38 protein-coding genes, 1 tRNA gene and 4 pseudogenes are annotated in these 24,967 nt (G+C 33.9%); 15 read left to right on the top strand and 28 right to left on the bottom strand.

Features of this window, described 5'->3' with window-relative positions:
* Positions 1–38: 38 nt before the first annotated feature.
* The 10 genes from H1D32_RS13455 to H1D32_RS13410 all read right to left on the bottom strand — a co-directional run bounded on the left by H1D32_RS13455 (position 39) and on the right by H1D32_RS13410 (position 2,855).
* Complete coding sequence (locus tag H1D32_RS13455; RefSeq protein WP_261178822.1) at positions 39–251, bottom strand: hypothetical protein; 213 nt, start codon at positions 249–251, stop codon at positions 39–41.
* Entirely contained in the window at positions 217–468 is a 252-nt protein-coding gene (locus H1D32_RS13450) for a DNA-entry nuclease (protein WP_261178821.1), read from the bottom strand. The genes H1D32_RS13455 and H1D32_RS13450 overlap by 35 nt, the downstream gene beginning before the upstream one ends.
* A 245-nt stretch (positions 469–713) precedes the next feature.
* A complete protein-coding gene (locus tag H1D32_RS13445) occupies positions 714–950 on the bottom strand; it encodes a hypothetical protein (protein WP_261178820.1) in 237 nt (78 codons plus the stop codon).
* A complete protein-coding gene (locus H1D32_RS13440; RefSeq protein ID WP_261178819.1) occupies positions 937–1,194 on the bottom strand; it encodes a hypothetical protein in 258 nt (85 codons plus the stop codon). The genes H1D32_RS13445 and H1D32_RS13440 overlap by 14 nt, the downstream gene beginning before the upstream one ends.
* Complete coding sequence (locus H1D32_RS13435) at positions 1,181–1,546, bottom strand: sporulation initiation factor Spo0A C-terminal domain-containing protein (protein WP_261178817.1); 366 nt, start codon at positions 1,544–1,546, stop codon at positions 1,181–1,183. Before H1D32_RS13435 ends, H1D32_RS13440 begins: the two co-directional genes overlap by 14 nt.
* An 88-nt stretch (positions 1,547–1,634) precedes the next feature.
* Complete coding sequence (locus H1D32_RS13430) at positions 1,635–1,829, bottom strand: hypothetical protein (protein ID WP_261178816.1); 195 nt, start codon at positions 1,827–1,829, stop codon at positions 1,635–1,637.
* On the bottom strand, positions 1,826–2,239 hold the full coding sequence (locus H1D32_RS13425; RefSeq protein ID WP_261178815.1) for a hypothetical protein: 414 nt from the start codon (positions 2,237–2,239) through the stop codon (positions 1,826–1,828). Before H1D32_RS13425 ends, H1D32_RS13430 begins: the two co-directional genes overlap by 4 nt.
* A complete protein-coding gene (locus H1D32_RS13420; protein WP_261178814.1) occupies positions 2,214–2,477 on the bottom strand; it encodes a hypothetical protein in 264 nt (87 codons plus the stop codon). The genes H1D32_RS13425 and H1D32_RS13420 overlap by 26 nt, the downstream gene beginning before the upstream one ends.
* Positions 2,478–2,492: 15 nt before the next feature.
* On the bottom strand, positions 2,493–2,672 hold the full coding sequence (locus H1D32_RS13415; RefSeq protein ID WP_261178813.1) for a hypothetical protein: 180 nt from the start codon (positions 2,670–2,672) through the stop codon (positions 2,493–2,495).
* 15 nt (positions 2,673–2,687) lie between these two features.
* Complete coding sequence (locus H1D32_RS13410; protein WP_261178812.1) at positions 2,688–2,855, bottom strand: hypothetical protein; 168 nt, start codon at positions 2,853–2,855, stop codon at positions 2,688–2,690.
* A 355-nt stretch (positions 2,856–3,210) separates the two neighbouring features.
* On the opposite strand from H1D32_RS13410, the gene H1D32_RS13405 reads away from it, so the two are divergent.
* Positions 3,211–3,753 (top strand): TIGR02391 family protein, encoded by a 543-nt coding sequence (locus H1D32_RS13405; protein ID WP_261178811.1) that lies wholly within the window; start codon positions 3,211–3,213, stop codon positions 3,751–3,753.
* Position 3,754: 1 nt separating this feature from the next.
* Here H1D32_RS13405 and H1D32_RS13400 read toward each other — a convergent pair whose 3' ends face one another.
* Entirely contained in the window at positions 3,755–4,033 is a 279-nt protein-coding gene (locus H1D32_RS13400; protein ID WP_261178810.1) for a hypothetical protein, read from the bottom strand.
* A gap of 76 nt (positions 4,034–4,109) precedes the next feature.
* Between H1D32_RS13400 and H1D32_RS13395 the strand changes: the two genes are divergently transcribed.
* Entirely contained in the window at positions 4,110–4,289 is a 180-nt protein-coding gene (locus H1D32_RS13395; RefSeq protein ID WP_261178809.1) for a hypothetical protein, read from the top strand.
* Here H1D32_RS13395 and H1D32_RS13390 read toward each other — a convergent pair.
* Both H1D32_RS13390 and H1D32_RS13385 read right to left on the bottom strand, forming a co-directional pair.
* On the bottom strand, positions 4,284–4,562 hold the full coding sequence (locus tag H1D32_RS13390; RefSeq protein WP_261178808.1) for a hypothetical protein: 279 nt from the start codon (positions 4,560–4,562) through the stop codon (positions 4,284–4,286). The two genes, H1D32_RS13395 and H1D32_RS13390, sit on opposite strands and share 6 nt — an antisense overlap.
* A gap of 65 nt (positions 4,563–4,627) precedes the next feature.
* The gene (locus H1D32_RS13385; RefSeq protein ID WP_261178807.1) at positions 4,628–4,861 is read right to left on the bottom strand and encodes a helix-turn-helix transcriptional regulator; all 234 of its coding nucleotides are present in this window, start codon (positions 4,859–4,861) and stop codon (positions 4,628–4,630) included.
* Positions 4,862–5,122: 261 nt separating this feature from the next.
* On the opposite strand from H1D32_RS13385, the gene H1D32_RS13380 reads away from it, so the two are divergent.
* The 3 genes from H1D32_RS13380 to H1D32_RS13370 all read left to right on the top strand — a co-directional run bounded on the left by H1D32_RS13380 (position 5,123) and on the right by H1D32_RS13370 (position 6,796).
* Positions 5,123–5,416 carry a helix-turn-helix domain-containing protein gene (locus tag H1D32_RS13380; RefSeq protein ID WP_396126189.1) on the top strand — a complete coding sequence of 98 codons (294 nt, stop codon included), beginning with the start codon at positions 5,123–5,125 and terminating at the stop codon, positions 5,414–5,416.
* A gap of 295 nt (positions 5,417–5,711) precedes the next feature.
* The gene (locus H1D32_RS13375) at positions 5,712–5,843 is read left to right on the top strand and encodes a hypothetical protein (RefSeq protein ID WP_261178806.1); all 132 of its coding nucleotides are present in this window, start codon (positions 5,712–5,714) and stop codon (positions 5,841–5,843) included.
* 80 nt (positions 5,844–5,923) lie between these two features.
* Positions 5,924–6,796, top strand: a complete 873-nt coding sequence (locus H1D32_RS13370; RefSeq protein ID WP_261178805.1) for a hypothetical protein — start codon at positions 5,924–5,926, stop codon at positions 6,794–6,796.
* Positions 6,797–7,017: 221 nt separating this feature from the next.
* Here the strand turns inward: H1D32_RS13370 and H1D32_RS13365 are convergent, their stop codons facing one another.
* Positions 7,018–8,577: an SIR2 family NAD-dependent protein deacylase gene (locus H1D32_RS13365; RefSeq protein ID WP_261178804.1), complete on the bottom strand. Its 1,560-nt coding sequence runs from the start codon at positions 8,575–8,577 to the stop codon at positions 7,018–7,020.
* Positions 8,578–8,839: 262 nt separating this feature from the next.
* On the opposite strand from H1D32_RS13365, the gene H1D32_RS13360 reads away from it, so the two are divergent.
* The 4 genes from H1D32_RS13360 (at position 8,840) to H1D32_RS13345 (ending at position 11,432) form a co-directional block, all read left to right on the top strand.
* Positions 8,840–9,346 carry an ImmA/IrrE family metallo-endopeptidase gene (locus tag H1D32_RS13360; RefSeq protein WP_314733425.1) on the top strand — a complete coding sequence of 169 codons (507 nt, stop codon included), beginning with the start codon at positions 8,840–8,842 and terminating at the stop codon, positions 9,344–9,346.
* Entirely contained in the window at positions 9,315–9,767 is a 453-nt protein-coding gene (locus H1D32_RS13355) for a hypothetical protein (protein WP_261178803.1), read from the top strand. Before H1D32_RS13360 ends, H1D32_RS13355 begins: the two co-directional genes overlap by 32 nt.
* Before the next feature lie 110 nt (positions 9,768–9,877).
* Positions 9,878–10,123 (top strand): recombinase family protein, encoded by a 246-nt coding sequence (locus H1D32_RS13350; RefSeq protein ID WP_261178802.1) that lies wholly within the window; start codon positions 9,878–9,880, stop codon positions 10,121–10,123.
* Between the two features lie 10 nt (positions 10,124–10,133).
* On the top strand, positions 10,134–11,432 hold the full coding sequence (locus H1D32_RS13345) for a recombinase family protein (RefSeq protein ID WP_261178801.1): 1,299 nt from the start codon (positions 10,134–10,136) through the stop codon (positions 11,430–11,432).
* Positions 11,433–11,829: 397 nt separating this feature from the next.
* Here the strand turns inward: H1D32_RS13345 and H1D32_RS13340 are convergent, their stop codons facing one another.
* The 4 genes and pseudogenes from H1D32_RS13340 to comGA form a co-directional block, all read right to left on the bottom strand.
* Positions 11,830–13,449, bottom strand: coding sequence for an EAL domain-containing protein (locus H1D32_RS13340; RefSeq protein WP_261178800.1), 1,620 nt, complete (start codon positions 13,447–13,449; stop codon positions 11,830–11,832).
* Positions 13,450–13,730: 281 nt separating this feature from the next.
* Entirely contained in the window at positions 13,731–14,057 is a 327-nt protein-coding gene (locus H1D32_RS13335) for a DUF2325 domain-containing protein (RefSeq protein WP_261178798.1), read from the bottom strand.
* Between the two features lie 151 nt (positions 14,058–14,208).
* On the bottom strand, positions 14,209–15,168 hold the full coding sequence (gene comGB, locus H1D32_RS13330) for a competence type IV pilus assembly protein ComGB (protein WP_261179256.1): 960 nt from the start codon (positions 15,166–15,168) through the stop codon (positions 14,209–14,211).
* A gap of 126 nt (positions 15,169–15,294) precedes the next feature.
* Positions 15,295–16,181 (bottom strand): annotated as a pseudogene (gene comGA, locus H1D32_RS13325) (competence type IV pilus ATPase ComGA); the annotation flags it as partial.
* Between the two features lie 170 nt (positions 16,182–16,351).
* On the opposite strand from comGA, the gene H1D32_RS13320 reads away from it, so the two are divergent.
* From H1D32_RS13320 to H1D32_RS13310, 3 genes are all read left to right on the top strand, one after another.
* Positions 16,352–16,426, top strand: a tRNA-Gln gene (locus tag H1D32_RS13320).
* Positions 16,427–16,815: 389 nt separating this feature from the next.
* Entirely contained in the window at positions 16,816–17,523 is a 708-nt protein-coding gene (locus tag H1D32_RS13315; protein ID WP_261178796.1) for a helix-turn-helix transcriptional regulator, read from the top strand.
* 124 nt (positions 17,524–17,647) lie between these two features.
* Positions 17,648–17,893, top strand: a complete 246-nt coding sequence (locus H1D32_RS13310; protein ID WP_261178795.1) for a DUF2626 domain-containing protein — start codon at positions 17,648–17,650, stop codon at positions 17,891–17,893.
* A 257-nt stretch (positions 17,894–18,150) separates the two neighbouring features.
* Here the strand turns inward: H1D32_RS13310 and H1D32_RS13305 are convergent, their stop codons facing one another.
* From H1D32_RS13305 to H1D32_RS13295, 3 genes are all read right to left on the bottom strand, one after another.
* Entirely contained in the window at positions 18,151–19,272 is a 1,122-nt protein-coding gene (locus H1D32_RS13305) for an SAM-dependent methyltransferase (RefSeq protein WP_261178794.1), read from the bottom strand.
* 448 nt (positions 19,273–19,720) lie between these two features.
* A complete protein-coding gene (locus H1D32_RS13300; RefSeq protein WP_261178793.1) occupies positions 19,721–19,939 on the bottom strand; it encodes a cbb3-type cytochrome oxidase assembly protein in 219 nt (72 codons plus the stop codon).
* A 123-nt stretch (positions 19,940–20,062) separates the two neighbouring features.
* Complete coding sequence (locus H1D32_RS13295) at positions 20,063–20,701, bottom strand: MBL fold metallo-hydrolase (protein ID WP_261178792.1); 639 nt, start codon at positions 20,699–20,701, stop codon at positions 20,063–20,065.
* A gap of 87 nt (positions 20,702–20,788) precedes the next feature.
* Between H1D32_RS13295 and H1D32_RS13290 the strand changes: the two genes are divergently transcribed.
* The 3 genes from H1D32_RS13290 (at position 20,789) to H1D32_RS13280 (ending at position 21,579) form a co-directional block, all read left to right on the top strand.
* Positions 20,789–21,076, top strand: a complete 288-nt coding sequence (locus H1D32_RS13290; protein ID WP_261178791.1) for a hypothetical protein — start codon at positions 20,789–20,791, stop codon at positions 21,074–21,076.
* Complete coding sequence (locus H1D32_RS13285) at positions 21,070–21,258, top strand: hypothetical protein (RefSeq protein ID WP_261178790.1); 189 nt, start codon at positions 21,070–21,072, stop codon at positions 21,256–21,258. The genes H1D32_RS13290 and H1D32_RS13285 overlap by 7 nt, the downstream gene beginning before the upstream one ends.
* A 147-nt stretch (positions 21,259–21,405) precedes the next feature.
* Positions 21,406–21,579 (top strand): DUF2759 domain-containing protein, encoded by a 174-nt coding sequence (locus tag H1D32_RS13280; RefSeq protein ID WP_261178789.1) that lies wholly within the window; start codon positions 21,406–21,408, stop codon positions 21,577–21,579.
* A gap of 208 nt (positions 21,580–21,787) precedes the next feature.
* Here H1D32_RS13280 and H1D32_RS13275 read toward each other — a convergent pair.
* From H1D32_RS13275 to H1D32_RS13250, 7 genes and pseudogenes are all read right to left on the bottom strand, one after another.
* Positions 21,788–22,087 (bottom strand): annotated as a pseudogene (locus tag H1D32_RS13275) (MTH1187 family thiamine-binding protein); the annotation flags it as partial.
* A 123-nt stretch (positions 22,088–22,210) separates the two neighbouring features.
* Positions 22,211–22,480, bottom strand: a pseudogene (locus H1D32_RS13270) (MTH1187 family thiamine-binding protein); the annotation flags it as partial.
* Positions 22,477–22,839 carry a hypothetical protein gene (locus H1D32_RS13265; RefSeq protein WP_261178788.1) on the bottom strand — a complete coding sequence of 121 codons (363 nt, stop codon included), beginning with the start codon at positions 22,837–22,839 and terminating at the stop codon, positions 22,477–22,479. The gene H1D32_RS13265 and the pseudogene H1D32_RS13270, both read right to left, overlap by 4 nt.
* Positions 22,840–22,855: 16 nt before the next feature.
* The gene (locus tag H1D32_RS13260; RefSeq protein WP_261178787.1) at positions 22,856–23,440 is read right to left on the bottom strand and encodes a hypothetical protein; all 585 of its coding nucleotides are present in this window, start codon (positions 23,438–23,440) and stop codon (positions 22,856–22,858) included.
* A gap of 402 nt (positions 23,441–23,842) precedes the next feature.
* A pseudogene (gene thiD / locus H1D32_RS13255) lies at positions 23,843–24,432 on the bottom strand (bifunctional hydroxymethylpyrimidine kinase/phosphomethylpyrimidine kinase).
* Between the two features lie 29 nt (positions 24,433–24,461).
* Positions 24,462–24,572 carry a bifunctional hydroxymethylpyrimidine kinase/phosphomethylpyrimidine kinase gene (locus H1D32_RS25440; RefSeq protein ID WP_396126219.1) on the bottom strand — a complete coding sequence of 37 codons (111 nt, stop codon included), beginning with the start codon at positions 24,570–24,572 and terminating at the stop codon, positions 24,462–24,464.
* 142 nt (positions 24,573–24,714) lie between these two features.
* Entirely contained in the window at positions 24,715–24,876 is a 162-nt protein-coding gene (locus H1D32_RS13250; RefSeq protein ID WP_261178786.1) for a ubiquitin family protein, read from the bottom strand.
* Positions 24,877–24,967 lie beyond the last annotated feature (91 nt).

Here is a 24,967-nt window from a genome sequence, read left to right as displayed (position 1 = left end):
CAACCTGTTAAGTCATTCACGCCGCAAACGTGAGTGACTTATTTACTTGCGTTTGTTTTTTCAATCAGCTCAAAATTCAGTAATACATCAATGAACTCTCTAGGATGTTTTCTTATGAACACAGCAAGGCAGTTATCGTCACAAAACATAACGCCACCTTCTTTGTCATAAATAATTTCTTGACCTTCATAAATCTCCTTCTCACATTGGCAACATTCACCAGTGCTTATTAAGGTTTTTGTAGTAGTCATACAAACCTTCCTTTCTTAACCTTGATACAGTATTAGATAATGTTTTTTCAGTTCTTCCAAGAGCGAACCCCATTGTTCTCCAATCATCGATTTCCCAATACTTACACAGGTACTCAAGATCAGACTCTGAATATCGTTTTCCGTTGTTGGGGTGAAAAATAGGGTTATACATCATACGACCACTTTGATCAACTTCAACACTAACTTCGACTGTCATTGAATACACTCAACTCCTACTGTAAAATTGGTATCCGGATATAGTTAACAAACAATGAATGGTGGCAAAATTCAATGTATCCTATCAATTTTTGTACTCACCTCCTTCCTTGGTGACGGATACCGACTCACCTTTCAACCTACGCTAAAAGCTTTCATAGGTTCAAAGGCAAAAGCCTGTACGCTATTGCCCACCACATATAATAGTGGTAAAATAATGGTTATACGAACATCACTTGGCTTAAGTTAAGCCGTAGCAGTAACTGTTCCAGCAGTTGCTGCTTTTCTTTTTGCTCTTTCTAATCTAAGCACTCCTCGTACACATTGTTTTTCAATGTAAACTCTGCGCTTATGTCCTAAATACTCCAAATACCTGTCCTGATCACCTTGCAATTGAAACTCTAAAGCTAACTTTGAATACAAGTTTTCATAGCGTGATAATCTTAAATATCTCAACAACGTTGCATTTTCAAATCTTGGCATAATCCTTCCTCCTCCCACTTTCCTTCTTTTTAAACTTAAAGTATTTAATTTCATTAACTGCTCTCTGATACTCCCTTAGCCATTTTTCAGCTTCTTCAAATTCAAGATGGTACGTATATGCCGTTACTCTTGCTGAGCAGTCTATCGCATAATTGTGGAGTAATTGAGACTCTTTAATGTCCTCTGGCAATACCTGATCTTCTAATTTAACGAGTGTACAAACTTCTTTTTTAATAAATTCCATTTTCTACCCTCATTGAGTCAGCAACCATTGCAATGAATTCACTGTTTTTTGGTTTAGGAAATTCTTGATTTACATTTTTGTAGTACCCGCATTCGATAGCGTGCCTCATAGCTCTTTCAACTCTACTCGGAGTATCTTGGTATGTGTTTGCAATTGACGGGTAAATTGTTTTTGTGACACTGTTTACCATCTCGAAGTTATGATAGGTAATTAAGATTGCTTTGCGAAGATATCGATACCCTTTCAGATTTCTTGGAATTCCAAACTCACATAACTTGTTAGAAATTCTAATTACTAATTCATTTTCTGACACGATTTCGACTTTACTTTCGACTTTTGTTGCACTGTTCATTGATAATTCCCCTTCCCTATGTACCATTCTTTATTTTTCGACTTAATGTGATAGACAATTTTCGCAACAGCGGTAAAAAAGATAGGGGTTATTTCCCCTTAAGCGCAGTACTTATGCAATTATGGTGATCATTGATCTGCTTATGCATCGACTCTTTATAAGCCATTAATCTTTGCTGGCGATACTTGTACGATCTAGGTTGTTTTTCAGCTGGGTGTATAGCTCCCTTTTCTGCTATTTTTCTAACGTAATATGCGACACGATCAGCTACGGTTTTTCTCATTCGAACAAACTCATATCCTCTGCTTTAACGTTGTCAACCATAATAGATATACCACCGAATTTTAATCCTTTGAGGAAACTTAATAACATTTCTTGCGCCATAAATAATCTATCTTTCTGGTGATCAGTCCCTTTCTCCTCACACAAACCTTTCCAATAACTTATGCCGTTTGCCAGCATGGAAAATTCACTGATTATGGATTGAGAGTGATTTCGTTTCTCCCAATCAAATTCCGGTTCATATCTAAATGAAACTTCGATATTAGGAGGGTTTACTGGCGTAATGTAGCAACCCTTTACTTCTACACACTTTAGTTTTGCTTTCCATAGAAGTCGGAAACTTTGTTTTTCTTGATCTGTTAACACACAATGCTTTTCTAAGGCCTCAATAAGAGTTTCTTTTGTCCACATTAGTACCAGCACCCCCTTGTATCATAATGAAACCAATCAGTTTTCCCTTTCCAGAAAACATGAAGACAGTTTTCGTCAGGGATCCACTTAATTTCTTTAATTGTTCAGGTAAGTACTTTTTTCGAAACTCAGTTCCCATCATTTTTAGATGGCTGTTATAAACCCTTCTGAAGAGTTTTTGTTGTTCCACTGTTAGCTTCGAAAATCCTTTTACGTTATTAAAATCATTTTTCTCCATACTTAAGCCCCCTTTCTAAGCATCAAAATGAGATAGAATTTCTTCGAACAACGGGGTTATTGGTTTTTGTTTCTCTCCCCAAACACGGAGAAGTTTTAAAGCTATTTCAGGTTTGCTATAAGATAACTCCGCCAACTTAATTGGGATCATCTTGCGCTTTTGTAGAATGTCTACATCGATTGGTAAGTTCCCCATTCTCTAATCCTCCTTTCAGAAAAGAGTCTTAACGGCTGCCTCGTCACTGAAATCTAATTTTGATTTGCAAGAAATCAAATTGAGCGCTTCCAGTAACTCTTTATCTTCCCAGCCGTTAATTTCTGCTAACTTAATAATTTCTTGTGAGATTTCAAGGACACGCTTTACTTGTTTTATCTGCAATTCATATTCCCCCTTAATTTTGTAGGAATTCACTCACTTTCTGTCGAACAATAGTAATATTCCGGAAGAAAGAAGTGTTTAAATGAAAACAATTAACAACGATATAATTGAAGAAGTATCAAAAACAATTTCTGAATATACTACTGGTTCTAAAATTACTACTATCCTTGCTCAACTGAATTATTATGATCACGACACACAAAATTCTATTTTAAAGTTAAGTACTAAATGGAAAGATTAAATCTTGCTATTGTTTTGGAATGCAATAAACTAAAATCTGCAAAACCTTTCTTACTGTTATTCAACACATATTAAATCCCATGCTTTTCCGAGATAATCCTGAAGGATGGAACAAGTGAAGCAAAAAGTAAATTTCCAATTAAGGTTTTATGGGTTTGAACTTAATGATGCCGGTAAAGTTGTAACAACCACTGAAACTAACACATTTTCAGAGGCTTTAGAAAGAAGTCAAAGTCTAATTGAAAAATTAGAACCTTATAATATTCATCCGACAGTAATCGAATATTGTAAGCCTGAACTACTTCAAAAAAATTATTTTCATGCAATCCATGAAGCTAGTAAGAGCACCCTTAGTAGAATAAGACAAATGAACCACTCAACTGCAGATGGGGCTAAACTTATTGAAAAAACATTCAGTACTAAAACCCCTTCTTTAATAATTAACGGAAACATACTTCAATCTGATAGTGAAAAAAACGAATATAATGCATTAAAGCATCTGTTACTGACAATTAATTTTTCTTATCGAAACTCAACATCACACCAAGTCAAAATCTACAATCCGAAGAGCGAACTTGATGCTACAACTGCTTTGATCTTAATTTCAAAAGCTCATCACTTACTTGATAAATGTGAATGCGTGATGTTTATCGATTAAGTCATTTGCTTGTTTCTAAGTAAAGGCGAATAAATTTTTCGGTTACTGTAGCAAGCTCGATACAGTCTTTGTCAACAACTACATCTTTATTGTTATGAATTTCCCTTAAGCGAATCTCTAAAGCATCGCTTAATAAAATGCATGTTTGTGAAATTGTTTTATTAAGGCTTAATAATTGTGAAATTGGAAGTTTCAGACGAATTTCATCGTTTTCATCGAGATTTATCTGTTTCTTCTCAACCTCTGTGCCAGCAGAGGTATCTTTTTTGTTTTCACTCATACATTTTCCGCTCCTTTCTAAAAAGGTTTTCCTTCAACTTCTGTCGAATATTGGTAATTGAAGGGAGGTGTTACCTATGTCTACTCCAAGTGATATCGCAAAAGAATTGACACTAGCTGCAATTGAAAAAATGGATTTCGATAAGGCTACATCGAAAGATTATGTTGAACATAATGATAGAATAGCAACAGAAGTGTCTAAGTTATTTAAATCGATTTATAAAGCTGTTGATGACGCAAGAAACGGTAAGTTATAACACTTTGTATAAGTCCACTAATGATTTCACTAGCTCCGGTAAGAGTTGCCGCTCGTTATCGGGGCCATTCTTAATTATTTCTTGAATATAATTAGCAAGATCAGCTAATGTTTTGGTCATTATTTGTCTAGGGCACTCTCTTCTGTCTTCATCTTCTTTTTCTGCTAACTCCTTTAAATCTATAAATGCTTGACTGTTTTTTAGCGGTCCTGCTTCACACGAAAATTTACATTGTTCAAGTTCTTCCACAATTTGCTTTAGTTTTACAGACACTTTCCTTCCCCCCTCATCATTTCATCTAACTTTGCATAAGCTAAGAAGCGCTAGGCAGAGTTAGCTTAACTACACAATTCGTGAAGTCTATTATCAAAAAAAATTTCTTGAACAGACACACCGAAGTAATTTGCTAATTTTACTTTTATTTCATCTTTAGGTACTCTTTGTGCGTTCTCATACATTTGTAACGCACTTACACTTATACCTACTGAAGCAGCAATTTCTTCTCTAGATCTATCTGCTCGAAGCCTTTTTAAGTTATCTGCTATAGTCTGTTTGTTATTAGTATTATTCAAGTTTAAACACCCCCTTATTCATAATAAAACACGTTTTGTGAAGTTCTTGTTTTCATAATAATACACACGTTATGTGAAGTCAACACGTTTTGTGAAATAAATTTAAAAAAAATATTTTAGAGACACGTTTTGTGTTAAAATTTAGCTAGGTGATGACTAATGATTACTTTCGGTAATAGATTAAAAATCTAAGGAAATCTAAGAAGTTGACCCAAAAAGGGTTAGCAGATTTATTTTTCCCTAGGAGAAAGTACTATAAGTATGTATGAACGTGATGAGAGAGAGCCTTCTTTCGCCATAACGAAAAAGCTCGCTGATTTTTTTGAAGTGGATACTGACTACCTACTTGGAAGAACAGACAAACCAACAAATAAAACTGTTGACCTGGCAAAAGACCCACTAGACGAAAAAGTAGACGAGCTCCTAAAAGATCCGGAAACTCAAGTATTTTTTAAAGACTACTTGTCAGCTCCAGAAGAAAAGAAAGCAGAAATGCGAAGGTTCATGAAGTTTTTGATTGAGGAAGAGGAAAAAAGAAAAACAATTAAGAACTAAATTTAAAATGTTCACATTTTGGACTGTTATTATTATTATATTTTTTATTTTACTTTACTATTACTTTTACTTTACTTACTTTGTGTACTTTCACCATCAGAAACCGTACTCGTTTCTTCGTTTCCGTCGTCAGAAACTCAGTTACATAAGATTTTATTACGCTTTAATAGAGCTAAATCTTAAATGGAAAAGGTGATCTAGATGGAATATTCAGTTGAACAATTATTAAAAAGATCGAAGAAATGGAACAAAAGCATTTTCTTTTAAACAAGAAATGCGACAACAGATTTCAAAATTGGATCAACGGATCCACGAGGTAGAGGCTTCTTTTACGCTGCTGGGGCTGAAAGATGTTGAGAGCAAAGTTGATGTATTAAATAAGCGGGTGTTAGAGGTTTCGGCTGCTGTAGAGCAATTGAAAAAGTAAGAAGTAAATTATATAAAACGACTCAACGAGACCTCTATTTTTAAAATTTACTTCTAAACCAACTAAGACACGCTATCGCAATGGAGAGGCGTGTCTTAGTTTTATTAGGGAGATATATTAATGGACATTTTATTATCTTATTATCACAAATCGAACTTCCATCACCGCTTAAAATTGTGGTTTGGATAATTGGTTTTGGGGCTTTAATCTGGACAATATATTCATTTGCAGTAAAGGTATTTAATACTTCAAGGTTTGAGAAGTTATTTTTCTCAAAATCACAACTAATAGTTCATAACGCTACAAGTTTTGTGTTGGAAATGTTAATATTCATGTTCATTATTGTTTCTCTTTCAGTTATGCTTCACTTTTCAGAATCACCATTTAACCAAAATATCGAAGCAATATTAACTATTTCTTATTTTGTATCTTTTGCTTTTATTTGGCTTATTATTGGTTGCCATACAATCAAAGACATTTTTACTCTCGTTTCAAAATTAAAATTTAAAAATAAGCAAATTAATTTATTAAAATTTACAATCAAGGATGACCTAAAGTTTTTCTACTTTGCAGTTTTCCTGTTAAATATTATTAGTGGAGTTTTAATTTATTTAATATATGTTAATAGATTAATTAGTTTAATTTTAATTAATGGTATTCAGGTCCTTTCTTTTAATGAGAACTCAATTTTCTATATAACATTGTTACTCTTTATTCTCCCTTTTGGAATGTCAATTTTCTATAGGTTTTTTATTAAAAGTACTTTTAATAAAAACAATTCCAAACCAACCCAATACTCTATAAAGAAACATGATAGTAATTATATTAATGAAAAAGATCTTATTACCTATCATTCAATTAGTAAAAATACAGTCATACTCGTAAGGAAAGAGGATAATCATAAATCTGATTATCTAATTGAAAATTTCTTCCTTTATGATTTTTTCAAATGAAACATTGTATGAGTTTAAGGAGTATGATGAGAGTAAAATAGAAATCACAAAAATGTTTTCAGAATGAAATAAAAACAAGACACATATCGTTGTCGATATGTGTCGATAAATTTAATAATATGAAAAAGAATATATTTATGTTAAACTCATATTATAAATAATATGAAGCACTCCTAGGAAAGTATTAGTCGGACTAATACGAATCCTAACGGGGTGCTTTTCTATTTATTTTCAAGCATATCCAAGATCATAATCATTTTCTTAATAATTGTATCATCTGGTTTACTTTTCATCATTGTGAAATAATGTTCTTCTATAAATTGACGGAGTTCATGAGTTTCAACTTCGCCAAAAATACATCTTAGAACTAAATAGTGCAATTTTTTTGTTTTGGGTAGATCCGCCTCATATATCTCATTTAAACTCAAATATTCCGTTTGAATATAATGGTCTAAATCCTTAGTTATTGTGTTTGTTAATAGTTTTTCAGAGGTCATCTCTTTAATGAGTAAAGTTCTTTCATCACTTATCGAGTTAATATCAGACCCTTTAATATATTTATTTATTGGTAAATAACTATTAGCTTTTAAGAGGGAAGGTATTGATAACATTAATATTTTTTCTTTTTTAATTGTTAAATTATTGAAAACAATGTCTTCGTAAATATCCTCAGCTGCAATTCCTTTAGCCCCTATATCACCTACATGCTCTTCTTTACCAATAATTACAACCACTTCATCACCATCATATTCTTCATCTTCACTCATAAGATTAACTAGCTTTCTTTTCTCTCCCTCACTGGACTCAACTATTTCATATACTAGGTCTTTGATGTGCTGAATGTCTCTTAGCCTGGTTATTCTCCGTAACTTATTCATCTCTTCAAGTAGGGGTGCAAAGTCTGAAATTGTTACTTTGGTCATTGAAATACTAACTCCATCAATTTGCATGCTATGTGTACCCACTACTGGATCATTAACCTCATTATCATATATGATAATGACTAATCTTTCTTGGAAACTTTTAAAATCTTCCTCTGTTTCAAGACACTCAAATATATCCATAAGAATTGATTTTATATTCTCATCAGAAACAGAATATCCCATGAAAATAACTGGATTCTCTGTGAATAAGTTAATTATTTTCGCTGACAAAACTTTTCGCCTTTTCTTAAACTTCTCATAATCTCTTCCAGTTAAAATTAGTGTTTCAGGTCTTGTTACACATCCGTGTATTTTCATCAAAGTCCCAAGTTCAGACTTTTTAAAAATATTTTGGCCAATTATTTTTTCGTGTTTAATAAAAATAATATCCTCAAAAAATGTATCATAATTTGTAGTTATGACTGTAAGCATCTTTTGGTTTAACTGTTTGAAAAGTTCTATTTCATAGTTCATATCTTTATTTAATTGATAATCACTTAATAATTTTGAGATATAAACTTTAAGCGGAGACTGATTTTCTTCAACAGTAAATGAACTAATTTCTTTGCGGTAATATGCTTTATTAAAATCTTTCTCAACAAATGTACCAATCTTTTCATTAACTGAAAACTTGTTAACTTCTTGAAAGGTCATGCTGTGTTCAACATCTTCTTTATATTCTTTATACTTGTTGATAGGGTCATCACAATACTCAGAAATACATTTAATTAATAACTCTTTCCAATCAAAGCTATTGGTTGTATATCTTTTGGCTAGTCCAGAACCAGCGAATATGACCGGTAACCTTAAAGACTTTGTAATTTTTTCAAAAACATCCGATAATTCATCGCGCCCCAATAGTAATTCCCCCTATTTTTATTATTGCTCTTGTAAATATTTTACCATAATCATTTAATATAAGCTTTTTCTTTTTATTTACAAAGCGAACAAACATTCGTATAATTAGTGTAGAAACTTGTCAAACTTTGAGGTGATTTGATGATTAAATATACCCCTTCTACACTTGAAAACTATGTTGAGAACCTTATAAGTACTTAAGAATCAACTACCCATACCAATTAGATATTATGGCCATATCTGAAAAACTTGAAATCCCTACATATTTCTTCCAACTAGTAGTCAGATAACATTTGTATTCGGTGGACCAAAAATTAATATTAATCCTAAATTAACACCACAAGAACAATGGGAAGACTTCGGTCATGAACTATGCCATGCGTTAAGACAGTACGGATCGCAGTTAAGCATGCCTGATGATTACATCTTTTATCAAGAAGAAAAAGCAGATAATTTTGCTTTGCATTTTTGTGTTCCAACTTTCATGTTAGAAAGGATAGATCTCCCACAATATCGAACAAAAGCGATTGAAGTCATTGCAGAAACTTTTCATGTGACTTTTGAATTTGCAAAAAAACGCCTAGAAAAACACGAACAACAATTACTGGGTACACAATATTCCCTTCATATCAAATCACAATTCGAGGCTGTTAAACAATTTAAGAAGAATATAGGCTGCGACTATATTTTAAAAGATAAAAAGAAAACCTACTTTATGAATAATAATAAGGGTCTTGTTGGAACTATTGAAAATTGGAGGGCTGAATAATGCCAAAATGATACCAATCGTAGGTATTGGACTTACAAAGGATTTTTTCGAAGTAGATTTTAATGATGAAATGACTTGGAATAAATTTCTTCAACTAGAAAATTACCATTCAGCACAGTTTGCTATCGAATTAGGTGATAATGGATTTTCCGAACTTGGAATTTCCCAAGGGGACTACCTCTTATTTCAAAACTATTCCTATGACTCAGTAAGAGAAAAGATAATAACTGTACGCTCAGAAGAGCGATATATTATCAGATTAGCAACAAACGTCACGCCTGATACTTCTATTCTTACAGTTCCAGCAAATGTCTATCCACCATTGGAACTAATGAGCGAAAATATCCGCATAATCGGGGTAGAGTGCGGTTTTATAAAGCCTCATGATGATATGGTTATTATTGACACAAATGACCTCTGATAAGGCTATCAGGGGGTTTTACTGTGTTTACATTTTATTTGCAATATGTACCACAATCTATGCAGAGAAATTACCTCTATAATAAAAGAATTGGAAAGGAGATGAATGCATTGCGCTGTGCAATATATATTCGCGTTAGTACAAAATTACAAGAAGACCGTTTTTCTCTTGGTGCTCAAAGTTCTGAATTAAATACCTATGCAGTAAAACAAGGATGGAATATTATTGGTCAGTATAAAGATGTGGAGTCAGGCGGTAAATTAAATAAACAAGGTCTTAACCAGCTACTTGACCTTGTCGAAGATGGAGCCATTGACGTTGTACTAGTTATTGACCAGGACCGTCTTTCCGTTTAGATACAGTTGCTTGGGAATATCTCAAAGTACTTTACGAGAAAATAATGTTAGGATTGCTGAGCCAGGATCCCTTACCGATCTTGCTAACGAAGATCAGGAGTTTATTTCTGATATTAAAAACCTCATTGCTAAACGTGAGAAAAAAGCAATAGTAAAACGCATGATGCGAGGTAAACGTCAACGTATGAGAGAAGGTAAACCATGGGGAAAAGCTCCAATTGGATACATTTACAACAAAGCTGAAGAACGTTACGAACTTGATGATAAATGGTCTTGGGTAATACCGTATATCGATAAACTTTATTTAGAAGAACAATTAGGGATGAAATTAATTGCTGATAAGCTAAACGAAATTTCGCGAACACCAAACGGTACTCTATGGAATGAAACACTAGTTTATAGACGACTAGTCTCTAAAGCTTTCCACGGTGTGATGGAAAAGAATTTTTCAAATGGTGAAATAATAACTATCGAAGGAATTTATCCACAATTAAGGACATTAGAAACCTATGAAAAAATCCAAGAAGAACGGAATAAACGAGGTATAGTTTATAAAGCTACTAGTCGCCGAAAAGACAACATTCATATTTTAAGACGGACAGTTTCTACTTGTGGAATTTGCGGGAGAAAAGTGTCCTTGCATCAAAACGGTAAAGCCGATAAACCAACATATTATCTTAAACACGGAAGAAAAATGAAGTTAAAAGATGAGACTACTTGCGACATATCTATTAATACCAAACGATTTGAACACAACCTAATTCAGGCCATAAAAGATATTTTATCAGGTGAAGAACAGGCAAAAAATTATATTAAATTAGAAGTAAGCAGGGACGATATTAAAGACTTAGAAAGTCAAATTAGTAACTTAGATAAAATAACTTCTGACCGCAAAGAAAAGTTAGACCGGTTACTGGATTTATATTTAGATGGGGCTTTCAAAAAAGAAGTCCTTCAGCAAAAACAGAAAGATATCGAAAAAGAGTACGAAATTCACTCAAAAGAAAAACAACAATTGGTCGCGAAATACGAAGCTTTGAAAAAGAAAGAATGGAATTATGAAATGGTTTATAACTACTTAGAATTTGCTGAAGACTTTGATACAGAACTAACACACCTTGAACAAACTAAATTAGTCGGTGATTTATTCCCAGGCGCTACTTTATTTCAAGATAAGATAGTGTTGAAAGCAGAAATAAACGGTGAAATACCTGTAGATATAACAATACCTATTGACCCTGATCTAAATGGTTGGCACCATACGAAGCAAAAATGGTATAAAGATAAATACGCAGGGAGCATTAAATAAATTACATATGTTATCGCCCCCCATTATCTCGATTAGGGTAAAACCGTGCTTATTGTTTAGAAATTTGAACATTTTCATTTCGCACCTCTCAATTTTAGATTCAATTGAGACTGTTTCACGCATAGTTGTGGTAGTGGAATTACTGGAATGAATAAGAAGTAGGTAAGTGGTAGGTAAACTAAAACAATGGTTTTTGATTTCACCTCTTTCTACTTTTGTTAAAATTTGGATAAGGAGTTTTAGACTCTTAGCCACAAAGGAATAATTTGACATCGACCTCCAAAATTCCTGCTTTTTTTCTAGCCATTTTAATTTTTTTTAAGTCTTTTCGTCGCTTTTAGAAAAGAGAATTTAAACCACTATAAACAGAAAAAAACTGTCCCAACTGGAACAGCTTTTAACTACATTTGGTTAATTGTAACCGTTTATCCATCTCTTCTATTGGAAGTGGTCTTGAAAAGTAAAATCCCTGCATGGCATCACAATTCAATTTTTTTAATAGGAGGTACTGGTTTTCGTTTTCAATTCCTTCGGCAAGTACGGTTAATCCTAGTGCTTTCGACATTTTGATAATTGCTTCGGTGATTACCTTTTCTTTTGGATCAAACTCAATATTTTGAATAAAGGATTTATCTACTTTTAACGTATCAATCGGTAGCATTTTCAGATAATTCAATGAAGAATATCCTTTTCCAAAATCATCGAGGGAAATTCTTACACCGATCCTCTTTAGTTCATTTAGCTTCATAATATTATCAATTGAATTCTCCATGATACTGCTTTCTGTTATTTCTAACTCAATGAACCCCGGATCAATATCCGCCTCTTTGATGATCGAAGCTACTGTACTCACAAAATCATCAGCTTTAATTTGTAATGCGGAAACATTTACGGAAACACAGAGATTTGCAAATCCAGTGAGGTTCCATTTCTTCACTTGTTGGCAGGCTGTCTTTAAAACCCAATTTCCAATAGGGATGATTAACCCTGTTTTTTCTGCGATTGGGATAAATACCCCTGGAGCGATAATCCCTTCCGCAGGTCTTCTCCACCGTACCAATGCTTCTACACCATAGATTTTTGCGTCTTTACATTCTACCTTAGGTTGATAGTAAAGTTCGAGCTGCCCTGTTTCTAGTGCTTTGTGCAAACTAGCTTCTAATACCTTTTCCTCTAGACAGTTTCGTTTTATTTCTTCCGTATAAAACTTATAGCCATTTTTTCCGAGCCCTTTAACAAATCGCATCGCTGTTTCGGCCTCTTTGACCAAGACTTCATTAGACTTATGTTCATGAGAACTTGAACTAACTCCAATACTTGCTTTGATAAAGAAGTTCTGACCATTTATGTCGTGTGGATGCTGTAATGTTCGAACGATACAGTTACAAACGGATGTTAGCTCTTCTAAATTATTTCTGTATACGATAATAGAAAATTCATCTCCGGACCATCTGGCTAATAGATCATTTTTCTTTAAACAATTTTTTATCCGTGTTTTAATCGATATTAACAATAAGTCTCCAGAAACATGACCAATACTATCATTAATATTTTTAAAATCATCGATATTGACTAGGATAATATAAAATTTCGAAGCTTGTATTTTTTGTTTTTGCAGTTCTGTCGTTAAATAATCATAAAAATGATTTCGGTTAGGAATTCCCATCAATCCATCATATTCCGCTTGTTGCTTAAGTCGAAGGATAAAGGTTCCTATCGCAAACCCATAAATAGAAAAAAAGATGCTACGTAAGATCCAATTAAAGGTAGGCTGTACTTGTTGCTCTAAGACATCTAAAGGCATGAAAGGCCCAAGCAATAATCCAGAAATAATTCCAACTAGTAATCCCCCTTTTGCACCAAATCCCCTAGCAGCAAAGGTGATCGGGATGAAAAATAAAAATGGCAGCACGGATGATGTTCCGTTACCAATATAAACAATGATTGTGTTCATTACTAACAAAATGGTCATAATTCCAATCATCTTTATTTTTTTCGTTAAAGTAACGTTTGCCAAGCTTAATGCACCATCCTCAATCCAAAGAGTTTATCATTATTGTATTAATTAGAAACTACGATAATAATAGTTTTATAACTACATAATAACTGCTTAATGGAAGTGACAGATTGCCTAATTATGAACTTTTATGTAATATCGTGAAAAACGTTACTTTTTGACTATTTTTTCTCCAAAGCGAATGGTTTTTACGCAACTAATTAGTAGCGAAAATAATGAATTCTGAAATTCATTCATAAAAAAGAGTTTAGCAGCATCAGTCATGTACTAAACCCTTACTTTCAATGTTTCATAGTTTGTTTACATTCATTATGCAACGGGCATAATAATTCGCACTTCGATAAGGCTTGGTAAATAGAACACCAAGAACGTTTGGCATAATAGATAGGAACTGATTGATCTTGGGCTTTTTTCTTTAACGTCTTTGCGAGATTATGATTGATAAAGTCCGTTAAAACAAGGATTGAGTCAATGTTCTCAGGAATATCACGCTTAACCATTTGAACCTTTCTTCCACACAGATGTGTTACCTGTGAAAATCCTAATTCTTGAAGCTTCTGAGGAATTGAACCTAGATGATCAGCACCTACTATTAATAAAGAACTCATTTTTCACCACTCCTTTACTCGGGTTTAATGTTATAATCATTATAAATGATAATGATTATCAATGTCAAACTAATCTTCTATAACCCATTAATGATCGAGAACACTGGTAACAAGATTGAAGCAAACATGATTAAAATAATTACACCGATAACTAAAATAGAATAGGTTGAATGATCATAAATAGTTTTTTTAGTTTTTCTTCTAAATCAAGTAACAACCACTCACTGTAATAGCTCAACTCATCATCAAGACGTCCATTCGCTTGACCATGTTCAACGATATATGCTAAGCCTTGCAAATAGAGGGTGTTATTAATGATTACTTGGTCTAACTTTTCACCAGATTCTAAGTGAGCAATCATTTGCTCCGCTTCTTTACTAATATATCCTAAACCTTCCATGTTTTTAAAAATTGCCAGTGAATCGTATATAGCAAGGCCGCTCTTAATTAAACAACTCAAATTTGCAGCAAAAAAATAGGTTAGCATTACCTTGTAATAGGTACCAGCAACAGGAACTTTCGAATAAAATTTTGCTTTTTGTAAGGGGTCTTTTTTTCGAAATAAATAGTAGTAATAAACATACAAGAACAAAGAGGATCCTAAAAAAAGAGGAATGACCAATGGAGAATATTCAATAAATGCTAGAAGCATTCTCGTAACGAGGGGGAGCTCGACGTTTATTGTTGAGAATAATTGCGTAAATTGCGGAAAAACATTTCGATACATAATAATTAAAAATAGACCTAAAATCCAAAATAACAGTAGAGGATATTTGATTAGCTTTTGGAACTTCGCTTTGGTTTCTTGTGTTTTTCTTAATAATTGCCCACCATCTATTAGCCCTCGCGCCAAATCACCATAATACTCGGAAAAATAAACAAAATTTATAATATTTTTCGGGAGCTGCAACACCGATAGCGCTTCACTAACTGAACTTCCTTTGCGGAACTTTTCGAGCATGATTCGTAGTGCCTGATCATTCGTTTCTTTTTCATACTTTAGAAATAACTCAAATGCATCCGCTATCGGGTATCCTTGTTCTAAGAGAGTACCAAGTCTGATTAAAAACTCTGCCTTTCTTACGTAACTTTTTTTATGTCTTATCTTCATTTTAACAAAGCCACCTTTCAATTCGGATTCCTGAATATAACCTAAGGCAATCCCTTTGTTGATTGACTGGGCTAAGCTTTGATAGTTCGAGTTTATCGCACCATTTTTGATTACCTCTTCTAACGAAGGCTCGGCCAATATTTCGTAAATGGCTAAACGCCTATTTTTACCTAGTCCACAATAATTAGAACAAGAAGTACCACAGGAAGGACAAATTAAACTAACGAGCCTTTGTGAGACTAAACCAATGACAGTTTCCCTTATGTCTAGCTCGTTACAGCCAAATTCCCTTAACCTAGAAATGCACCCTGCTGCATGATTAGCGTGAATCGTACTTACTACTAGATGGCCTGTCATGGAAGCACGAATTGCAATTTTCGCTGTTTTTTCATCACGTATTTCGCCAATCATAATAATATCAGGATCATGTCTTAGGGCTGCCTTAAGTGCCTCGGGATAGGTTAGGCCTGCTTTCTCGTTATTTCAACTTGAATAAAGGCATTTGTCTTTTTTTCAATTGGATCTTCAATGGTAATAATTCTTTTATCCTTTAAACATTCGTCGAATAATAACGAGTAAATCGTCGTTGTTTTACCAGAACTTGTTGGACCCGAAATTAATAGTAACCCATGGGCTTTTCTTATTAGTTTTCGTAGTTGGTGAGTTTGTTTTGGATACAGTGACAGTTGATTTAGGCTTGAAACTTTAGTTTGGGGTAAAATTCGAATGGCCAAACTTTCATGAGGGGTTGTTGGTAGGGTAGAAATTCGTAAATTAATTTGCTCATTTTCAATGGTTACGGTTAAGGACCCGTTTTGTGGTCTTCTTCGCTCGCCAATATCCATCTTTGACCGAAACTTATAATGGGAGATAAGTTTTTCGGCATCGCTATTCGTTAGTTTCTGAAATAAAGTTAACTGATGTCCGATTCTAAACTGGATGAGTGAGTGGGGAGTTGCAGGAATGATATGAATATCTGATGCTTTTTCCAGAACAGCTCGCGAGATGATCACTTCGCTTTTCCGTTCAATTGTAGACAATAAAACCACCTTCCTTGGCTTAATAAAAGCAGGGGATGCTTGTGGAGGAACTACAGATAAAGATATTCGCCATTTCTTTTAGATTTCCTCTTTTTTCATGAATATTTTTGGAGAATTTCTTTATACTAATGAATGTAAATCGATGGGATATAGCCAAGCGGTAAGGCACCGGACTTTGACTCCGTCATTCGAAGGTTCGAATCCTTCTATCCCAGCCATTTGAAATTATTTATATCTCTTAAAAAGATGACTTGTAATAAGTCATCTTTTTATTAGGCTGTTTTCTCAATAATTGTTGTTTTTAAATTAGCTAGAAATTGATAAGATATATGAAGGTCTTAGGGACATCTTTTCTAACATTCGAAGGATATAAACGGAAAAATATCGATTATTCTATAGAATTAATGCTCATAAAGCCAATGATTACGAAAAGAGCCTTTATTATTAAACATCTTCAGAAAATTACAATAGAAACCAATTCGGTGAAAATGTTCAAAAAAGGTTCATATAATTATCACTATTAGTCACATAATTAGATTGAAAATACATTTATTTATATTTGATACTGTATTATAATTAGGTGAGATTGTCATAGGGAGTGAAAAAGATGGAGCATCAAACTCTAAAAATAACTGGCGTGCTTTCAGACCCAACGCGTTTTTCTATATATCAATATGTAACAAAGCAACATCGTGATGTTACAGTACAAGAAATTGCGGACTCATTTGAAATTCACGCAAATGTTGCACGACTTCATTTAACCAAATTAGAAGATGTAAATATGTTAGTTTCTGAAACAAAGAAGACCGGTAAGGGCGGACGCCCTAGTAGATTTTACCGTCTTTCTGATGAAGTAGTCAGTTTACAATTTCCATATCGCGACTATCAAAAGTTATCAGAAATTGCTATTGATACACTTTTAAGCTTAGGCGATATCGGTGAAGAAGCATTAATGAAGACAGGTCGAAAGTTTGGATATGAGACATCTAGAACATATTTACAGGGCCTTGACTTATCTCTTAATCAGCTTTCAAGTGAAGAAAAGCTAAATCACATCAAAATAGTCGCTCTTCAGCAAGGATTAAATCCTGAAATGCACTACGACCCGGAAACACATGAGGTAAACTTTAGAATCTACAATTGTACGTTCAAAGAACTAGTTCCTGATCGAATACCAATTTGTAGAATGCATCAAGCGTTAATTAATGGTTTTTTTGATTTCTTCTTTGGCGAAATTAATTTAGACAAAAATGCTAATATGTCAGATACAAAAGAATATAGCTTTTGTTCTTATAAAACGTTAGTGTTACCTTAAGATTTACAAGTTGTTTACTAATCGTATATAATAATGATTATTAAACTCATACACATTTAAATTTCTTTACTTATGATAAAATCATTTAAATGTGTATATCCTATACATAAAAGGGGGGAATAACGTGGAGCGTATGTATCGTGTTATGAGTTTCTGGACAGGTATTTTTGCAATTTTGTTTATGATTGGCGATATGCATAGTACAGCAATATTATTTTTTGGTATTACTGGAGCATTCCTAGCATTAAGTTACTTAAATCTTTCAGAACGAATGTACTTATACATTTTTGGTGCTTTCCTAACATTATTCTTTGTTGGATTTACTTATTATGCTACATTTATAATGGTACCTGGAATTGGTGGTCATTAAATAATAAAAGCGAAAGGCGCACATTAAAAGTGCGCTTTCACTTTTATATCTAAGAAAAAGCGAAATCCTTTTTCCTAGGCAGGTTATTTGACCTCGAGCCAAGAACATCCTCGAAGCAACTTCATCGCACCTTTGCGACGAGTAACCGCAGGAGCAGATGGCGCCTGGAGCTAGACATCAACTACTAAAAACGCATATATCTTCATATCATTCTTTAGAAAAGGCGACTCTAGGAGTCGCCTTTTTATATTGGACTTTTAAATCTGATATGGATCATCATTGAAAATTCGATATGCTTTTGAGTTTGTTACGTTTTTACCATGAAGAAACACATGAAATGCCGCACTCATTCCCGTGTCAGTGATTAATGTCTTTACTGCTCGATTTAATTTGCTTTTTTCTGAAAAAGGATTCGAATCATAGTTTTCTTGAACGAATTTAAGCATTCCAATCATTAGCAAAAAACGATTTTGTTTAATTGCAACTAGTTTTTCTAGTCCGATTTCCTCCATCATCATTTCATAGGCGTCTAAGTGGATATGGGTCGTTAAATCCATTTCTGTGGGATGTTCTAATGGATTATTAATCATTTGATGCTTGAAATACCCTCTAAGGCTCCCATCTTTTCTTTGCGGCATCGACCAATCCTCTTTTGTATATCCATAATCAATGGTGAGAATATGACCTCGTTTCAAGAAGTTATCAACACTTGTAATCCACGAATTCATATAAATTGGAACTTCAATTCTTTGCCCTTCTTTTAACGTAGGTCCATATACTCTTAGCCAGTCATTAATTTGCTCATTTGAACATATCTCTTTTATTTCTACTAGATTTCCAACATCATCAATAGTTACAAAAACTTCAAACAAGTTTGATTGCTGTTTTTCAACAACATGAACAGGAAATGCATCGAGTAGTTCATTTGAAAAAATTATTCCTTCAAAATCATTTGAATCACTTTCTTGTAACTCTTCTAAGCTAGCAAATTGTCTAAAATCTACTTTTCCGCTTAAAAGTTTTTTTTGCTCTTTACGATGATAAGGGCTCGTTTCAATCATTGTATAGTGTAAAGGTCTATTGTTTGTAATTAGCTCCCACTCATCAAATACAGCTTTAGCGAATCGTCCATCTCCACCACCAAATTCACAAATCGAAGCAGGAAGCTGTTCTTTTTCAATTAGATCAAGAAAAAAATGAGCAAATGCTCGACCAAATACTGAATGCACACCACTACTTGTATAAAAATCTCCTTCTGTACCTAATTTTTTCTTATCTTTCATATAATACCCTACTTCTTGATCATAAAGAACGATATTCATATACTCAGCATAGGTAATCCTATGTTTTTCTGTACCTTTTATTTTCGAAACAACCAAGCCCTTCAGAAAAATCTCCCCCATCAATTACTAGTATCTTCGTGTTCTCTACTATATTTGCATATTATCCACTTAGTATCTTAGTTATGTACCATGACTATATTATACATATAATTTTAATGAATTTCATAATTCCTTATTCTCAACTAGGTAATTATGATATTCACTCGTCCTATATAATTTACAAAAAAAAAAAATAATTAACACTATTGACACGTTGTTTATACCATTATATAATAAATTTGTAAGTTAGCAATGATCTTCGGGAGTTCCCCCTCCCCTCAAAAGTTCATTTATGATAACTAAGATTAACTCCCCATTTGAGGCTGACTCTCGTAGAGTCAGCCTCCTTTTTTTGCTTTTAAAATTATTTCCCCATAGTTTATTAAATAATTTGGAAGGTTCAAGATCACTAACACAAAGCAAAAATTTTCGAAAAGAACTATTACTAGTCAAACACTTCCCATTCGTCTTCTTCCTCGATCAACATCCGATACTTAATTCCTTCAACGTCCTCAAATTGGCCAGTTTTTTTTGCTCCATAATAAATAAAAAAAGCTCCACCTGATAAGCTTGTCATGATAATAATTAATATCCAACCATTCATAGAAAGTCCCAACAGACTTTGAAGAAAGTAAAATTGATGAAGAAAAGTAAAAACACTCAAACGAAAAACCTCCTTGTTTTTCATAGTGTTCCACTTTTTTCCTTTTTTATTATACTCTTTCAATACGGGGCTTTAGAAAAGAGCCTCTGCTTTATGTTGCTAAGACCCTATTCTAAAAACTAATTACGCTAATCCCGATAAGAAGGGATTTGAATCCATTTCAATACCAATTCTCGTTAGTGGGCCATGACCGCTTGCAACAATCGTATTCTCTGGTAACTCCATTAATTTTTGGTTTATACTTTGCATTAATACTTCATAATTTCCACCCGGTAAATCAGTTCTTCCGATCCCCCCAGCAAATAAGGCGTCTCCAGAAAAAACAATCCCTAGTTTCTTGAAATAATACGAAATACTTCCTGGCGAATGACCTGGCGTTTCTAATACTTCGAAGCTAAAAGTAGAAATATCAAGTGTTCCTTCTACTTTAATGAAGAAATCAGCGCCTTTTACCTTTACAGCATTTGTGCCCATAAATAACGCTGAGCCATTTTTTTTCGGATCACTTAACCAGTCTTTTTCTTTTTTATGTATATAAACCGGGATCTCCCATTGATCACGAACCTCATCCACAGCACCAATGTGATCAAAATGGGCATGAGTTAGTAAGATCGCCTTTGGTTGTAACCCTTCTGATTTAAGCCAATTATTTAATTTTTCTCCTTCGCCACCTGGATCAAAGATTACTGCTTCTTTGTTTTCGTTTGATAGAACATAGGCATTTGTTTGTAAAGGTCCTAAAGGGATTTGTTTCCATTCCAAATAAATCGTCTCCTTTGCATATGGTTATCTTTTATTTTACACTTAAATAAACAAGCTTACAAAATATCTTAATATATGGAGGGTAATATGAAGAAATTAAAGGGGTTAGAACTAACTAATGAAACTGCAAGTATACTCTTAGAAAACAATAAATTTCTACAGTATATTAACGAACATTGCTTAGACTATTATCAATTTGGGGTTGTGGCTAGTGACGAAGAAGCGGTTCATTTAGAGAGTTTTTTAAAAGAGAATGGTATTTTTGAAACTACCTTACCCCTTATCAGTTTGAAAATCCGGAGCTTAAACAAACATTCACCGATTTTGGCTTTATATCCACCAAAAATAATTCTTATTTATATGAAGAATTGGTAATTCATTTTTCAATTTCAGGATATAATGAAAGAGACGTACGTACGGCCTTAGAGCAAATGGACGAACATTTAGTAGCGATTGACATGACTCCGAATAAAACGTTTTATTTTGTAGAACGTTATCATCAAGAGTTAATTGAAGGAATTGCCGATGCTTATAAGGTTGTCGTGACATTTTATTAATAAATACTATTTTCACTTTAGCTTTCTTATAAAGTACTACTCGACAAACGTTTTGAAAACAATTAAAATAATAGAGTGTACTCATACTACGTAAATTGATAATAACTCAACTATACACTACATAGTTAATTTAGGAGGTTTTACAGAATGGTTTTAGGTATTATTACATTATTGGTAGCTATTCTTAGCGGCTTTGGCATTCTTCGTGAATTCCGTCGTAAAAATCTTTTTGGTGCAGCATTTGCTTTTCTTTCTTTTGCTGTATTCGGATGGTTTTCTGTCATGACAATTTTATCTTCTTTCACAGGAAGTGGCGCGTAACAAGAAAAGCGTAAAGCGCCCGCCTATCGACGACAAGCAAATAACCTGTCAAAGAAAAAGTGGATTACTTTTTCTTTGGCAGGTTATTTTACCTCGAGGGGCTAGGTGCTGAAGTTAGACATTTATTATTAAAATCGCACATACTTTCTTGCATCACACAAAAAGAGTGGAATTCTTTAGAAATTCCACTCTTTTTCTTATTCTTTTTTAATTTTTCATCCACACTTGCGAGCTTTCCAGACATTGTCTGTGCCTTATCACGGCGATCATCAATTCGGATATTTGTCGCAACTCTATGTACTCCCTTTGCAAACGGTACTTCATGAAGAGCTTGAAATCACTTCAAATAAAACTGGTAATTCACCTTCAATAATTGTACTCATCGGAGTAAGCTGATAGTATACTTTTCAGCGTATGTTTCCAAGACTTTGTGGATTTCAGCTACATATTCACTTACACTTGGCCCATCAGTTCCGATTGGAATAATTGTAATATCAACAATTGCCATCTTTTTCTCCTCCTTTTTTGGTTTTTCTTGTTCTCTTAGCTCACTTGGAAATTCCTTTAAGGCAAGCCTTCGATACGATCGAATTGCGGTACGAATATGAAAAGCATCTGGTTCTGCCGTCGTTATTTTTTCTTGGAGATAATAGGAGATTTTCAAGACTACTTCTCGAACAAACTTCATCCCCTGACGGTTTAACTGTGTATTTACTATTGGTGCAAGTACTAAAGAACCATATGACGCTATCGCGAGCGCTTCATCTAAAGAATAAAAGAATAGTAATAATAATGTTAGTAGTATGATACTGCTGAAATAAACAACGACCAAATTCGTCGAACAGTACCGATTGGTTATTTTTGCTTGTTTAATTTTTCGAGCATTATACATTGCTTTCACACCACGAAAACTAAAAACTTTATGCTCTGCACCGTGATATTTCCGTAAATCTTTAGGAATATAAAATGCGTTCCAAACAAGAAGTAAAAAATAGAATACACCGGAAGGCCATGCCAACCAACTTCAATTCCTGTAACACTAAGTATCCTAGGAACGACAATTAACGAGACAAAAATAAATGCTACAAGCTTAAACCAGTGCGGCATTGTTTGTAAAACTTGTCTACTTGCCAAAAGTAGTGACTTACTGTTTAATGGCTTTACCCAATCGACAATTTGACCTTGATGTTGATAAGCACAAGAAATATGTTTTTTACCAATAAAGAAGATTCCATTTTGGTATGACATACCTTTAATCAATGTTACGTCACACTCCCTAAAACTGTATAAAACGATTTATCGACCAGTATTTGTTTGTTAAGATATCTGGAAGACCTGCATCTAAAGAGTGAAACAAATCAAATTTCACAAGTTCATGGTCGACCCACGTGTGTACATAGGTAAAAGTAGCAATATATTCTTGTTCCTCATCTAACTGATAGCTAACCTCTATTTCACCTCTGTTGCCATAGCTTACGTGATCAATGATTTGATTAGGAAAAGTAAAAACAACGCCATCATCCTCTAGTTCACCAGTAATCGTTACTAGTAACTCCTTGCCATTAAATAGGAATAGCTCCGCCTCTACTAACTCTTCCATCGAGACCGGTGTTCCCTCTTCTGTTTTTAGAGAGATCATAATATAGTCATCACCAACGAGTCCATCAACAGGCATTTGTGTCCAATCCCATTTCCCTGTTAACCTTACGTCATTTCCATTCCTAGTGGTTTCTAAGGAAATAGTAATATCGTTTTGTAACGACTCATTTGTTGCTGTCTCCATATTATTAACATATTGGTACCCAAAATAAAATAATAACACCATTACACTTACAGGTAGTAAAAATACAATTTTATTCACAGTTCCTCCCTAAATTCATCAGTTGTAGTAGTTACTTTACTAGCATAGCATGGAATGACAAACATGTAAAAATACGATAATTTAATGAACTTCATAGGCTCTTTTCGTAAACTTTGTTGCTTTTGGTCGTCTTTTGAGAATTTTTGTGACAAATTTATTTGTCCCAATGGCTTATTTATTCTCAAAAGCTTCACGCACAGCGTGAAGAACCAAGCATTCGCTTGGTTACGACCTAAAAGCTAATAGCAACAATCTTTTAGAAAAGAGCGATTTCATAATACTTTATTATCGCTATTAAGGTATTATAAAACTCACTCAATCAATACCTTTTGGTTATGAAGTGTAAGGAAAGGGGGCTGTTTATAGGTTCGAAAACCGTTAACAGCCCCTTTTTACGGATATTTATTTCATTCGATATGCACTATGGTTTGTTGGCCCAATACCTTTGCCAATACAGAGAGAATGTTCAATCGCTGCTTGAATAAAATCCTTTGCTAATCTGACTGCAGCGATAATATCCTGACCTTTCGCTAATTCAGCTGTTATTGCTGCGGCAAATGTACATCCGGTTCCATGCGTATGGATCGTCTTTATCCTTTTTGATTCAAAAAAATGATAGTTACTACCATCATATAATACATCAACTGCTGCGTGTTCAGCTTCTAATGGCCACCCTTTAATACAACATATTTCGGACCAAGTTCGAGGAGAGCCTTAGCTACTGCTTTCATTTCATCAATCGTCTCAATAGAAGGCAAACCAAGAATTTCACAGGCTTCAGGAATATTAGGCGTTATCACTGTTGCCAAAGGAAGTAACCTTGTTTTTAATGCTTCCATTGCTTGCTTTTGTAGGAGTGGAGCGCCTCCCTTGGCGATCATCACTGGATCAACGACAACATTCTGTGCTTGGTAATGTTCTAATTTATCAGCTACTAGATTAATAATCTCTTCTGAAAAAAGCATTCCTGTTTTTACGGCATTAGCACCAATATCCTCAAAAACAGCATTTAATTGTCCTTCTATCGCGTCAAGTGTTTGCGGAAATCCACCAGAACCCCTAGAGTATTCTGGGCTGTTAATACTGTTATTACACTCATGCCAAATATCATACGCTCTTGAAAGGTTTTTATATCTGCTTGAATGCCAGCACCACCACCACAATCAGAACGGCAATTGTTACGCTTTGGCTATTGTCCATGTTTTTTCACCTCATTTATATTTATGGGAAGTTTAATTATCACCCACCACCAACAAATTGGACGATTTCAAGTTTCATTCCCTCATAAAGTTTGTATGGGGACGATCTTCAACTCCGATAATGGCGCCATCTACTTCTGTTACTACTAAATTTTCATCTAAATGATAATGGATCACAACTTCTGCCACAGTATCGAGATCAAGTTCAGTTTGTTCACCGTTAACAACGATAATCATCGATTTTCACTCCTTCCTCCATTTTTATTAATGAATAATTGACACGTTTTGGTTACATCGTCACACTCGACAATTTCACTTACCACACATA

Source organism: Anaerobacillus sp. CMMVII (genome assembly GCF_025377685.1).
In the GTDB taxonomy this organism is placed as follows: Bacteria; Bacillota; Bacilli; order Bacillales; family Anaerobacillaceae; genus Anaerobacillus.
This window is presented reverse-complemented; position numbering and strand designations above follow the sequence as displayed.

Excerpts from the sequence above, each read along its gene's own strand:
- H1D32_RS13430 (WP_261178816.1), bottom strand. The coding sequence starts at position 1,829 with ATGAGAAAAACCGTAGCTGATCGTGTCGCATATTACGTTAGAAAAATA.
- H1D32_RS13400 (WP_261178810.1), bottom strand. The coding sequence starts at position 4,033 with ATGAGTGAAAACAAAAAAGATACCTCTGCTGGCACAGAGGTTGAGAAG.
- H1D32_RS13455 (WP_261178822.1), bottom strand. The coding sequence starts at position 251 with ATGACTACTACAAAAACCTTAATAAGCACTGGTGAATGTTGCCAATGT.
- H1D32_RS13445 (WP_261178820.1), bottom strand. The coding sequence starts at position 950 with ATGCCAAGATTTGAAAATGCAACGTTGTTGAGATATTTAAGATTATCA.
- H1D32_RS13315 (WP_261178796.1), top strand. The coding sequence starts at position 16,816 with ATGGAGCATCAAACTCTAAAAATAACTGGCGTGCTTTCAGACCCAACG.
- H1D32_RS13435 (WP_261178817.1), bottom strand. The coding sequence starts at position 1,546 with ATGAACAGTGCAACAAAAGTCGAAAGTAAAGTCGAAATCGTGTCAGAA.
- H1D32_RS13250 (WP_261178786.1), bottom strand. The coding sequence starts at position 24,876 with ATGATTATCGTTGTTAACGGTGAACAAACTGAACTTGATCTCGATACT.
- H1D32_RS13450 (WP_261178821.1), bottom strand. The coding sequence starts at position 468 with ATGACAGTCGAAGTTAGTGTTGAAGTTGATCAAAGTGGTCGTATGATG.
- H1D32_RS13290 (WP_261178791.1), top strand. The coding sequence starts at position 20,789 with ATGAAGAAATTAAAGGGGTTAGAACTAACTAATGAAACTGCAAGTATA.
- H1D32_RS13335 (WP_261178798.1), bottom strand. The coding sequence starts at position 14,057 with ATGAGTTCTTTATTAATAGTAGGTGCTGATCATCTAGGTTCAATTCCT.
- H1D32_RS13280 (WP_261178789.1), top strand. The coding sequence starts at position 21,406 with ATGGTTTTAGGTATTATTACATTATTGGTAGCTATTCTTAGCGGCTTT.
- comGB (WP_261179256.1), bottom strand. The coding sequence starts at position 15,168 with ATGAAGATAAGACATAAAAAAAGTTACGTAAGAAAGGCAGAGTTTTTA.
- H1D32_RS13440 (WP_261178819.1), bottom strand. The coding sequence starts at position 1,194 with ATGGAATTTATTAAAAAAGAAGTTTGTACACTCGTTAAATTAGAAGAT.
- H1D32_RS13420 (WP_261178814.1), bottom strand. The coding sequence starts at position 2,477 with ATGGAGAAAAATGATTTTAATAACGTAAAAGGATTTTCGAAGCTAACA.
- H1D32_RS13380 (WP_396126189.1), top strand. The coding sequence starts at position 5,123 with ATGTATGAACGTGATGAGAGAGAGCCTTCTTTCGCCATAACGAAAAAG.
- H1D32_RS13370 (WP_261178805.1), top strand. The coding sequence starts at position 5,924 with ATGGAGAGGCGTGTCTTAGTTTTATTAGGGAGATATATTAATGGACAT.
- H1D32_RS13425 (WP_261178815.1), bottom strand. The coding sequence starts at position 2,239 with ATGTGGACAAAAGAAACTCTTATTGAGGCCTTAGAAAAGCATTGTGTG.
- H1D32_RS13415 (WP_261178813.1), bottom strand. The coding sequence starts at position 2,672 with ATGGGGAACTTACCAATCGATGTAGACATTCTACAAAAGCGCAAGATG.
- H1D32_RS13395 (WP_261178809.1), top strand. The coding sequence starts at position 4,110 with ATGTCTACTCCAAGTGATATCGCAAAAGAATTGACACTAGCTGCAATT.